Below are 11,647 nucleotides of genomic sequence, written 5' to 3'. Positions count from 1 at the left end.
CGATGTACACTTGTCCCTTCCAGTAATGTGCAACACCCATCTGGGGATCTTCTTCTGAAGCTGCAGTAAATGCTTCCATTGCTCCGGTCAGATCTCCCTGGTCATACAGAACCCGACCCTTGTAATAGAGCGCATTTGCATTGTAGGGGTTGAGTTCAACTGCCTTATTAAAGGCGGTAAGTGCTTCATCAGGATTATTCCGAACTTCAAAGAGGATACGTCCCTTCCGGTCCCAGACATCAGAATCGCTTCCGACGGTCAGGAATGGTTCAGAGTAATCTCCCTCAATGGTGAGCACCTGGTTAAAGGTTGCTTCTGCTTCATCAAATTTACCAAGAGCACTTTCTGCAATACCTTTTGCATACAGGGCATCTTTAAATTCAGGATTTAATTCGATTGCCTTCTCATATGCAGTCAGGGCTTCCTCTGGCTGACCAAGATCAGAGAGTGTAATCCCTTTCCAGTAATATGCACGGGAACCATCCGGCATGAGTTCAATAGCTTTATTGAATGATTCAAGTGCAGATTCTGAGTCGGTGTTGAGAAGCTGCGCAATACCATAGTTCGTCCAGATTCCAGGATCATCGGTTTTAACCTCAACAGCCTTCGTCAGGGCTTCAAGTGCCGGGACCGGATCTGGTTTTTCCTTTCCAATGAGATACAGGTATCCGATATTGCCCCATGCAACTCCGTTTTCAGGATTTAAATTCGTTACATTCTGAAATGCGTAAATTGCAGATTCAACATCACCGGTCATCAGGTAAGATCCACCAAGTTTGGAGTAGGCCTGTTCATTTTGTGGATCTTCTTCGACCGCTTTTAAAAAGTTGGAGATTGCTTCTTCGTAGTTTTCATTCTCAAGAGCGGTAAGCCCCTGATCATACCACCCGGATCCCGTAGCATTCTCTTCTGCTACAACTCCTGCAGTCAGTACTGACAGGAAAAGTAGCGCAAGAACCGGGAGTATTGCTCCGATCTTCATGCCTTATATATCACATAGGAAGGAGAGAAATAGTTTCTTCTTTTATTGTTTTTATACTGACCAATCAACAATATGCACGCTTATTTATTCCATGATACATATATTTTTGAATATACTTTTATTGAGGAAAATAATTGATAAATTGGTCTGAAAATCAATACATTATCGAAAAGTACTGCAGGATCGATTGTTGATTATCGCGAAATACCAAACTCCATATGTGGGATATTTTTTAATATACGTCATGCGTATAGTACGGGGCACGCCGTTGTGGCTTAGCGGTATAGCGGCTGATTCGTAATCAGCAGGTCGGGGGTTCAAGTCCCCCCAGCGGCTTAAAACTAAAAGTTCACGTTTCTAAAGATAAAAAATTTTTTTAATTAATCGCCAGATCAATCTATCTCAATAGTAATCATATGGATACAAAGTTCCTCATTCTGCTCCTAATCCGGCCAGGTGCAGAATATTTAATAACAATATTCTCTTTTGATCGATCAGGAACAAGATAGGTATTCAGGTCTTTTCGACCTATTGCCCCTTGGTTTTCGAGCCATATGGCACGCTTTCCTTTTACTCACTATTTCTGGATAATTCGGTTCTTTATCTTTCTAACATAAAGGTACCCCAGATCAAGATCGGCAAGAAGGGCACTCATATATGCCCTATCAATAACCCGGTTCTTTCCCCGTTACATCAAAAACCCGAAAACCCAGGTTTCCTATACAATATATCACATACAACCGAATATTTGCTTCGGGAAACTCTTGTTTCAGTCCTTCTCCATACCTGTGAATCTGGATGGCATCTTCTTCCCGAATAGTGAACTCTTCCAAGGATATTTTCATTCCTGCCCATTCAGTATTGGAGAAGTATTTAAATTCAATGACCCATCGGAGCCCGGCAAACTTCTCGTGAAACTTACCGACGAATTCAAGATCGGTTCGGCCCTTCGGATATGACCGCTCTACATTCCAGACAAACCAGGGAGAGAGGTAACGACTACAGAGTTCAAAGAACGTCGTTCGATAAAAATTCTCATTCACCTGGGAAAAGACTGCTTCTGGCAGCTGACTCACATAGAGACGCCAGTAATCGGAGAAGAGCTGAGTAAGATCGGGTTTCCTTATAAAACCCTGCATCATCTCCTTATATCTCTCCTGCCCTAGATCAATCCGAAAGACCTCATTAAAGTACTCAACAGCGATCTCTTTCATCGAGAGATTCGGAACAGTCAGATCAAACTCATCCTTTCGAGTGAGGAGGCCAAGGTAAAAGAGTGAGACAGTATAAAAGGCAGGTTCGAAGAATTCATGCAGATTAAATTGCGATACGAGTGCCTTCCGATTAAAGGGGATTGATTCATCCGTTGTCAGTTTACAAACCAATTCCCGGGTGTTTTGATCATTGCCTCTGGTCAATCTTTGTATCCACACGAGATCAGTCCTCATATTCAAATCAAAGAGATCAGATGGAATGGTTTTATGTTCACTCAGCTGGCGTAAAAAATACATCAGCATGGTTGGATTATAAACCGCTTCATTATCAGGGTTCGCAAAATGATACCCATCATATTGAGTCTTTATCAGATCATTTACATCCCCCCGTGTGAACGGATCAATATTATAATCCGCATATATCGAATCTATCAATTCATTTACTTCAGACTGGGTAAAACCAAGCATATTCTCAAAGGTTGGATCAAGTGTCAGAAAAGTTGCAATATTATAGCTGGAAGTCAGGTCATCAATTGCAATAGGAAGAACTCCTGTGATAAAAATATTCGCAATAGCACCGGTTTGTCGTCCTTCTTTGAGAACCTTAAAGAATGTACGGAGAAAACTGTCCCCCGAAGTTATCTCCTCATACAGATGATCCTGGTGACAGGTAATATATTGATTGACGAAGTTATCATACTCATCTATTATAACAAATATTTGAGGAGATTGTGAATTTCTGATGTAGTTCAACCTTCTTACAAGATTGAGTGAGGCAGAACCAGAAACCGTAATTTCAGGAGCTTCTGCCATGATATTCGGATATGAAACATGAAGATCTTCCAGAATGCCATTACAATATACATTAAAATTATCCTCCATCTCGTGAATTTTTTGTGAGAGGGGAATCACAGAAAAATCAAATTTTAGAACGATATACTGGTTATGATTTGAAGTCGGGCTCTGCCCGATCCAGGTATGCCCAAATAGTTCATCAAAACGATGAGCCTCGCTGATATCATAATAATACTAAAGCATCGAGCAGAAGAGAGACTTACCAAACCGACGGGGACGAAGAAAGACGGGGTTTTGCACGTCCTCAAGCCGCTCAATATATCTTGTTTTGTCGATGAAATATCCCTTTTTCCGGACCATCTCGGCGTAATTTATGATACCATAGGGTACGCGTCTTTCCATTCTCTTACACCCGGATTGTTGTTTGTTTGCATTCAAGATATTTAGAGACCATGATCTAAATCTCCTGATACCCTTCCACTCACCACAGTAATCGACATATATCTCATGAATGGCACCAGTCTCTCATAAGATCATAGTAGAGATACGAAAGAAACACACTGGTTAAAAAGCCTACAGAGAGTCGCATAAGGAGAAGAATAGAAATGATTCTGCCAATATGCATGTGTTCAATGAATATCGGAAATATTCATAAGATTTTTTCCTGATACTCCTCGATTAACACGTAAAAATTATTTAATATCCAACCACCTCCTCCCGGGCCCATTTCCTCATCCCCAATCTTACCAGCAGAAAAGCCGGAATAAACAGCCCCACCCCAGCCAGACCAAACCATGGATTTATTGAAGTCAGGGAACCACATATCGACAACGCAATACCGATAAGCAAAAAATACTGAACCATCACCCGGACATCATACACCAGAACACTGGGCGATAATCCGGTCAGCCAGATAGAGACAGCCAGGACATAATACGAAACAGATAAGGTCAATACCAGAACCGGCAGCAGGAATTCTCCCTGACCGGAAAGAAGAGTTATCACCCCCATGAAGAAAACCGGAATTACCTGAAGGAGCGTAAAAGACGTGATTTTACTGGTAATGACGTCTCTGACATGAAGCGGAAGAAGAGCATACACACTAAATGAATCAAACATACACAGCCAGGTGTACATGGTAGAAGCAATTATCCCGGTTATCATCGCAAAAGTCAAAAGAAGATGAATCGTTGAAACATACTCATCAAGCAGGGAGAGAAAGAACCAGATAATAATAAGCGGCACCAGAAATGAAAAGATAGTCTGACCGACAATACTCCCGGACCGCCAGAGATCAATCACATCTTTTGCAGCAAGGGGCGGATTTGGAAATCGGTTCAGATGACGAATGAGTGGTTTCATCCGATTCGGATAATTTTTTGTTCCGGATTGAATATCAGGAGAAAACAGGAAAAGAGCAATACAACATGGAACCAGAACCACCATAACGCTTCCGAGAAGAAGATGCCAGGAGAATTGGTAAAAGAGTATAAGCGGTGGAAAAAGTGTTGCCGGGTTTGTTCCGGTTAACATGAACCATCCCAGAAAAACCAAACCTGTAAAAATCAGGAATGAAAAGAGGGCTTTTACTGATCTCTGATAGAGGGATGACAGGAAAAAAACAACAGACATGCCGGTGAGAAATGAGAGAGTCAGCGTAAGAAGTATATTCAGCGTATAAAAAAACGGAATTCCGGTGAAGAGGGAACCAATAAGAAAACCGGCACCCAGGGGAAAGATCCAGAGGAAAAAATAATACAAGGTATCTTTGAGCACAAAAATAGTAAAGATATTCCGGGGACTCATGGGCAAGGTCCGGGCAGAGAAGGCAAGAAGGCTGGCCTGACCAAACCGACGGTTCATCACTTCATTCCCAAGAAGGCCGAATGCTCCGACCATGAACCCAAGCATCAGATATTGTGCATGAATCAGTATGACAAGATCCCCAATCGGCATTGATGCCTGGATCAGGGGAAGAAGAAATGTACCCATAAACGCAATGGCACAGATCATCACAGGAAAGAGGGCAAAATTCAGACTCCCGAACATGGTCGAATGAATCCGCCATTCTTCCTTCATCATATTCATAAATAGCCCAGCCATGGTTACTTCCTTACCAGAGAGAGGAAGAGATCAGACAGGTGACGGCCACCTTCTCTGACGGATTCCATGGTTCCGGTGTAGAGCAGATTTCCCAGATGGAGAATGGCAACTTCAGAGCAGATCTCTTCAGCCGTTTCCAGCAGATGAGTGGATATAAAGAGCGTATTCCCCTGTTTCGTATATGAGACAAAGAAACCTTTTACTTTTTCCTGCATAATTGGATCAAAGTTGATGAGCGGCTCATCAATGAGGGCAAGTTCAGGATCATGGATAAATGCCTGGGTGAGCATCAGTTTCTGCCTGGTTCCTCGGGAGAGATCCTTGCAGAGCACATTTCTTTTATCCCCATACTCCAGAAAATCAAACCACCAGTCAGCTTTTTGTTCCAGATCAGGAATCTTCCTGATATCACCGATAAATTCCAGATATTCCATGGCAGTCAGGAAACTTGGCGGAGATTCTTGTTCCGGAATAATTCCAACCAAAGTTCTGATACCAACCGGATCTGTCGCCACATCAAGACCAAGAACATGGGCATTCCCGGATGAGGGAAGTATCTGACCGGTCAGCATCTTGATCATTGTTGTCTTTCCAGATCCATTCGGACCTAAGAGACCAAAGAGAGATCCCTTTCTGACATTCAATGTTACGGTATTGACTGCGGCCAGATCGCCAAATTTTTTGGTCAGCGATTCGGTTTCAATAATATATGCCATAGTATGCAAAAAGTAACTTATTTTTTAAAAGATTTAGATTAAATAATATAAATAGCTTGGATTTATTATCATAGGCTGAAAAAATATCAGGATTTTTTAAATTCAGCAATTGTGGCGTCCATATACGTATTCATATTTGTAATAAATATATCAACAAAATTTGGATCGGGAATAAGTGGCATATCAAGCTGAAGTGTTGTTTCCTGCGATATTATCCCATCCTTAACCACTTCCTGACCTGCATTTTTAAGAAGGACAAGGTATTGAGCAGCAATTTTTTGAATTTTTGGTTCCTGAAGCAAAGCTCCAGCTCCCCGGTATATCTCTCCAATTAATTCTGTCTGATAATTACGTGCCAATCTTCTTGCTAATAGTTTAAGCACCTGGAAATGAGTCTGTTCAGGAAATCCACAATTCGATAACATTACAAATTTCGGAATATTTGTTTTTACTTTCACATGCCTTACTTCACCATGTTCATCCTTCTCAAAATGAGGATCACCAATAGGTAAGAGACGATCCATAAAATTTTTCATAATCCCGGATACATTGTCCATATAGAGAGGAGTTGCAAATATCACAATGTCGGCAGATAGAAATTTGTAAATGAGTTCTCCCATATCATCAGATTGAATACATGTTCCAGGAGTTTTTAACCAGCAGGTGAAACAACCAAGACAATACCGGATATTTTTTTTGGAAAGGAAAACCTGTTCAGTTATAGCTCCTGCTTCCTCAGCTCCGGTTAGGAATGCAGAGACCATAAGATTTGTAGTGCTTTGTTCTGCACGAGGACTTCCATTAAAAGCAATGATTTTCATACTGCACCTATCCCTTCAAACCCGAATGAAAGGTCTGTAAATTAGGTATACAGGGATTAAGAGTATAAAAAAATATTGTTCATTTTCATATGATTATTCTGAAGTTTTATTTTCAAGTAACTCTTTGTACCGGGCAACACCCCTTCGAATCACCTCTTCTTCAATTCCTCCCCGGCCGGATGGCAGCTCAAGTATTCTCTTTGGGATGGGCACTGAATCTGGTTCTAAGGAAAAACCCTCACGGACCTTGAACCGGTATTTTTCAGCAAGGATCGTTCTTCCAAGGGCATCAAGTTCTTCTATCGTCATGGATATCCCACAGACAGACAAGACTTCCTGAATAATTTCTCGGGTATAGAGGCCACGGGCAAAGAAACACACCACCAGGCCTGAGAGGATCTGACGATATGCTTCTTCTTCATACAATTCTTCAGCAATTTTTTCGGGAGTTTCAGGGAATTTTTCTGTCGGTTTCTGATCAACACTATACCCTGCATTATCAAGGTGGCTGTGGCGTGCTCCACAGATATATCCGATATATGCTGCAGGACCGGTATGGTATCCGGCCATTTCATTTTTTCCAAAGGCAAGAGCATATTCGTCACCACCATAAACAGAGGCTGCAAACGATACTCCTTTCCCCAGGTTCTGGTAAAACTCACCCTTTTGTCGTGCCAGAGACTCGAAAAATGCAAGGTATTGCTTAGCATCACCAAATGAGAGTCGGATACCCCCGGTCATTTGTTCATCTATTAGTCCATGAATCATCGCTTCGGTTGCCCATGCAGCACAGACACCGGCTGACATGGCATCAACTCCGGTCTGTTCAATGATATCAATCAGATTCAGGACGTCAGTAGGATCTGACACTCCAAGCATGAATCCAAGAGCATAGATCAGTTCATAGTCATAACTCACCGGGATGGTCTTGTAAAAGTACGGATCATTCGGATAGGGAATCCTGATCTGACCGATATGGATACAACTGACCGGACAATGGGAACAGGCAACACGACGGGAGAGAAAGAGCCGGGCAAACTCTTCTCCGGATAACTGATCAGAGCCCTCCAGTCTTTGTTCAGTGAGGTTTTTCACCGGAAGAGATCCCATTGCAGAGAGTGATTTGACATTCACCGGTGTTCCTATCTCATGATACTTCTGCATGAGGGGAGATCTGGTCACCTGGTCGTAAAGCCGGTCATAAAGGTCCCGGTATCTCTTCCGGTCAGATACCTCGATGATATTATCGCCTGAAATCAGGACTGCTTTTAGTTTTTTTGAACCAAATACTGCCCCAAGCCCCATTCTGCCAAAATGCCGGTATGTCTCTGAAGTCACGCTGGCATATCTGACCAGATTCTCTCCGGCTCTTCCAATCCTCAATATCGTTCTGGTTCCTGGTGTTCCATCTTTTGACCTAATGATACGTGCGGCAGTATCACTCCGTCCGGTCCCCCATAATGCCCGTGCATCACGAAATGCGACGCCGTCTTTTGTTATTGACAGATACACTGGATGTGACGCTTTCCCGGTAATGACGATGGCACCATATCCTGCTGACCTGATTGCAACTGCCGTCCGGCCCCCTGCATGACTCTCACCCAGGTTTCCGGTCAATGGTGATTTGAACATGGCAACACATTTCGATGCGAGAGGAAAGAGAGCGGTTGCAACTCCAACGGAAAATATAATCGGATTTTCCGGGCCCAATGGATCAGCCCCCTGCGGGCAGCATTCCTCAAGCAGCCTGATAGCAGCTCCGGCACCACCTAGTCGTTCCTGAAAGAGATCGGGCCGCTCTTCTGTATGAAATGACCAGGAAGAGAGATTAATGAACAAAACCCGTGACAAAGGAGTATCAGAACTCATCAGCCATCATCTCCTGCAGTTCAATGACTTCATACGGGCAGTACTGTGCGCAATATCCACAGTAAATACAGATGATCGGATGGTTCTCCTCATAATCCCAGGATATTGCCCCGAGGATGCATCCTTCCAGGCATTTTTTACACCCGGTGCATTTATCTTTATGAAGAGTGACCCCGCCAACATCACGGGGCAGGAGAGCTTTCTCCGGACAGAGATGAACACAGGGGGGATCCTGGCATGCCCGACAGACTCTTACCGAAAACCCCCGTTCGATCCCTCCGACTGAACTTACATGAATTGCAGATTTGGATACTCCGCCAAAACCAAGCCTTCGGGTGCAGGCAAACATACAGGACTGGCACCCGACGCACCGGTCAGCATCGATGACAGAGAGCCGCTTTTTTGGCATATGATGAAATGGGAATGAAAGGTAATGAATATTCGTAAAATACGTAAGAAGAGAATAACAGAAAAACAGGTTTTAGATGTATCTTGGTTTCAGAGATAACATCCGGGGAGTATATAATGGCCTGAATGGCTTTCCGGAAGTCTCTTTCCCGATCATCTCAATCAGTTTCTCTGCAGTGCAGGTGATCTTATGTGGTTTATTTGGTTCTGATTCAGAACGAACGGTTACGGTAAGGTTTCCTGAACTCACCTCTGAATCTCCAACCACAATTACATAAGACACCCAGTCCATGCCTGCAGCCCGTATCTTTTTATTTAAGGAGTCGTCACGATCATCAACATCTACCCTGATCCGTGCCTTGGTAAGTTTTTCTGCAAGGTCTTTTACATACCCAAGATGATTATCAGTGACCGGAATTATCCGGACCTGGGTTGGGGTCAGCCAGGTAGGAAGATGTGCAACCTTCTGGTTTACCGTGTTTTCAAGGATTGCACAAAACACCCGTTCAACTGAGCCGGTGGGAGAACAGTGAAGAATTGGCGGATAGACTTCTGTTCCATCAGCAAGATGATATTTTATCCCAAACCGTCTGCTGCTTTCTACATCAATCTGAACGGTCGGGTTTTCAATCGGCCGGTTCTGCCCGTCTATTGCAGCAAGGTCAATCTTTGCTATCCAGTAATGGACCCGATCTGACAGAGTTTCAATCAGAATCGGAACACCGGAGTCTTTTACAATCTTCCGAATCCATCCCTCATATTCTGAATAAAACTCCTCAGTGCAGCGGAATACTGCAACCAGCTCAGTGCCGAAGTCACGCCCGGTCTGCCACCCGATGGCAAGCTGTTCTTCAAAACAGGTCAGGGCATTCTCAAGATCCTTACAGAGCGAATGCATGTCAGGCATAGTAAAGGCACGAAGTCTCTTCAGACCAATAACCTCACCCTTCTGTTCATGACGGAATGAATAGGTCGAAAGCTCGTACATCTTCATCGGCAGATGGTTAGGTGAGATATGCATACTCCGCATGGTGGTAAACATACCAAAACAGGCGGCGAACCGGAGCATCATATTACGGTTCCCTGACTTGAACCGATACTGCCGCTCACCAAACTTGTCTGCATGCTCAAAGATGGCTTTATCTGCAAGGTCATACATGACCGGAGTCTCAACCGGACTTGCCCCATAGTCTAGAACCAGGGAAAGAGCATAGTCTGCTAATAGGTCACGGACCAGTTTTCCTCGAGGGAGCCAGCGAAGATGACCAACATCTGATACCGGCTCATAGTCCACAAACTCCTTTGAACGCATCAGGTCAACATGGACCGGTTCGCCACCAACCGGCACTGCAGTTCCGATCTCCTTTTTTATAAGAGCGGCAAACGGAGAGTCATCCATGTACTCCTGAACATCATGAATAGTGCCTTCAGGTGTAAGAACAAAGAATTTATGCTCAATATGTTTCTTCTCAGGTTTTACCGCATCTTCTGACGGGGTGATAGACCGGGAGAGTTCTGAAAGCGGGTGTCCTTTACAGGAGAGGGAGAACGATTTATACCAGCCAAATGGAGCTCGTTTAACTTCGTATCCTGCTTTTTCCAGGGATTCTTCGATAGCCTTCAGGGCTGCAACTGCAAGATCCGGTGCTGCAAGATCCGAGGAGAGGTGTGCATACGGGTATACCATTACCCGGTTACATTCAACCTTACCGGCCATCTCGCCGATAGCACTGACCGTCTGACTGATGACATCATCAATACCATCAGCATCCGGTGACTCAACCGCACAAAAGGCTACTAATGCATCATCGAGGCGATCGGCCGGATTACAGGGATCTTCTGCAAATTTTGTTTTTTTCTTCGCTTCATATTCAATGAAATCAGAATGTATTAAAAGAAGGCGCATGAATCAGATCTCTCCGTACAATATCCATATATGTTGATGTTTATCGGGTATAAAACCCGGGTAGGTTTCATCGATGTGAACAAACGTTTCCAAAAAAATGTATTGAAGTTATGAGCATATCAGGATCGTTTTTTATTCTCGTAATATCGTGAAAGCGTGGCTTGTCGCTGGTTTAAGTATTTTGCATCCTTTTTGGTATTGTACGGACAGAGTGCCCGCTCAGTCGTGTAAAAGACCAGCTGACCAATTGGCATTCCGGCATGCATCCTGACCGGGCGCTGATTTACATTACACATCTCAAGGGTGATAGACCCGGCAAATCCGGCATCTATCCATCCTCCGGTTTGATGAAGCTCAATACCAAGTCGTGCAATGCTGCTCTTTCCCTCAATACTGGCTACAATATTATCAGGAAGGCTGATAGCTTCCATAGTTTCTGCCAGAACAAACTGGCCGGGATGGAGGACTATGCTCTCGGCAGTCATCTCCTCAGTCCCGCCGGTCACAGTATCACGGATATATGGATCGATGATCTCATCACCTGGTGTATACCAGACAAAATGATTTCCAAGCCTGATATCAATTGAATTTGGTTGGATTAACTCAGGATTATACGGGTCAATACCAATATATCCACGCTCGATGCGATCCGTTATCTGCCAGTCAACAAGGATCATGTACCGATCTGTTGTTTTCGATTACGGTTTATCATTATGATCAGGATCCGTGCGATCCGGATGGGAAGAGCTTTCCTCTCCTTGTGGGGGTACAATATGCCACTCAGAACGCCTAAGAAGACCATGAATGGTACTGCACTCGCGCCAGGTCAGATT

At 43.9% G+C, this 11,647-nt stretch carries 9 protein-coding genes, 1 tRNA gene and 1 pseudogene; 1 reads left to right on the top strand and 10 read right to left on the bottom strand.

The genetic code is table 11. The features are described from left to right. Positions 1-982 (bottom strand): lipopolysaccharide assembly protein LapB (locus tag LDL35_RS10535; protein WP_304022295.1); only part of this gene is annotated, 982 nt, incomplete at its 3' end. 264 nt (positions 983-1,246) lie between these two features. On the opposite strand from LDL35_RS10535, the gene LDL35_RS10530 reads away from it, so the two are divergent. After that, positions 1,247-1,318 (top strand) — tRNA-Thr (locus tag LDL35_RS10530). A gap of 329 nt (positions 1,319-1,647) precedes the next feature. On the opposite strand, the gene LDL35_RS10525 is transcribed toward LDL35_RS10530, so the two are convergent. From LDL35_RS10525 to dcd, 9 genes and pseudogenes are all read right to left on the bottom strand, one after another. Further along, entirely contained in the window at positions 1,648-2,121 is a 474-nt protein-coding gene (locus tag LDL35_RS10525) for a PD-(D/E)XK nuclease domain-containing protein (RefSeq protein ID WP_304022296.1), read from the bottom strand. Between the two features lie 369 nt (positions 2,122-2,490). Then, positions 2,491-3,393, bottom strand: a pseudogene (locus tag LDL35_RS10520) (AAA family ATPase); the annotation flags it as partial. Positions 3,394-3,687: 294 nt separating this feature from the next. After that, positions 3,688-5,094, bottom strand: a complete 1,407-nt coding sequence (locus tag LDL35_RS10515) for a hypothetical protein (protein ID WP_304022294.1) — start codon at positions 5,092-5,094, stop codon at positions 3,688-3,690. Positions 5,095-5,096: 2 nt separating this feature from the next. Continuing rightward, positions 5,097-5,810 carry an ABC transporter ATP-binding protein gene (locus LDL35_RS10510; RefSeq protein ID WP_304022293.1) on the bottom strand — a complete coding sequence of 238 codons (714 nt, stop codon included), beginning with the start codon at positions 5,808-5,810 and terminating at the stop codon, positions 5,097-5,099. Positions 5,811-5,896: 86 nt separating this feature from the next. Next, a complete protein-coding gene (locus LDL35_RS10505) occupies positions 5,897-6,631 on the bottom strand; it encodes a flavodoxin family protein (RefSeq protein ID WP_304022292.1) in 735 nt (244 codons plus the stop codon). A gap of 93 nt (positions 6,632-6,724) precedes the next feature. Next, positions 6,725-8,500, bottom strand: coding sequence for an aldehyde ferredoxin oxidoreductase N-terminal domain-containing protein (locus tag LDL35_RS10500; RefSeq protein WP_304022291.1), 1,776 nt, complete (start codon positions 8,498-8,500; stop codon positions 6,725-6,727). After that, a complete protein-coding gene (locus LDL35_RS10495) occupies positions 8,490-8,909 on the bottom strand; it encodes a 4Fe-4S binding protein (RefSeq protein WP_304022290.1) in 420 nt (139 codons plus the stop codon). The genes LDL35_RS10500 and LDL35_RS10495 overlap by 11 nt, the downstream gene beginning before the upstream one ends. 72 nt (positions 8,910-8,981) lie before the next feature. Continuing rightward, on the bottom strand, positions 8,982-10,814 hold the full coding sequence (locus tag LDL35_RS10490) for a threonine--tRNA ligase (RefSeq protein WP_304022289.1): 1,833 nt from the start codon (positions 10,812-10,814) through the stop codon (positions 8,982-8,984). Between the two features lie 119 nt (positions 10,815-10,933). Continuing rightward, positions 10,934-11,491 carry a dCTP deaminase gene (gene dcd / locus LDL35_RS10485; RefSeq protein ID WP_304022288.1) on the bottom strand — a complete coding sequence of 186 codons (558 nt, stop codon included), beginning with the start codon at positions 11,489-11,491 and terminating at the stop codon, positions 10,934-10,936. Between the last annotated feature and the right edge of the window lie 156 nt (positions 11,492-11,647).

This window comes from Methanospirillum hungatei, from assembly GCF_020216685.1.
GTDB lineage: Archaea > Halobacteriota > Methanomicrobia > Methanomicrobiales > Methanospirillaceae > Methanospirillum > Methanospirillum hungatei_B.
This window is presented reverse-complemented; position numbering and strand designations above follow the sequence as displayed.

Coding starts and splice junctions, on each gene's coding strand:
- LDL35_RS10525 (WP_304022296.1), bottom strand. CDS start 2,121: ATGCAGGGTTTTATAAGGAAACCCGATCTTACTCAGCTCTTCTCCGAT.
- LDL35_RS10515 (WP_304022294.1), bottom strand. CDS start 5,094: ATGGCTGGGCTATTTATGAATATGATGAAGGAAGAATGGCGGATTCAT.
- LDL35_RS10510 (WP_304022293.1), bottom strand. CDS start 5,810: ATGGCATATATTATTGAAACCGAATCGCTGACCAAAAAATTTGGCGAT.
- LDL35_RS10505 (WP_304022292.1), bottom strand. CDS start 6,631: ATGAAAATCATTGCTTTTAATGGAAGTCCTCGTGCAGAACAAAGCACT.
- LDL35_RS10500 (WP_304022291.1), bottom strand. CDS start 8,500: ATGAGTTCTGATACTCCTTTGTCACGGGTTTTGTTCATTAATCTCTCT.
- LDL35_RS10495 (WP_304022290.1), bottom strand. CDS start 8,909: ATGCCAAAAAAGCGGCTCTCTGTCATCGATGCTGACCGGTGCGTCGGG.
- LDL35_RS10490 (WP_304022289.1), bottom strand. CDS start 10,814: ATGCGCCTTCTTTTAATACATTCTGATTTCATTGAATATGAAGCGAAG.
- dcd (WP_304022288.1), bottom strand. CDS start 11,491: ATGATCCTTGTTGACTGGCAGATAACGGATCGCATCGAGCGTGGATAT.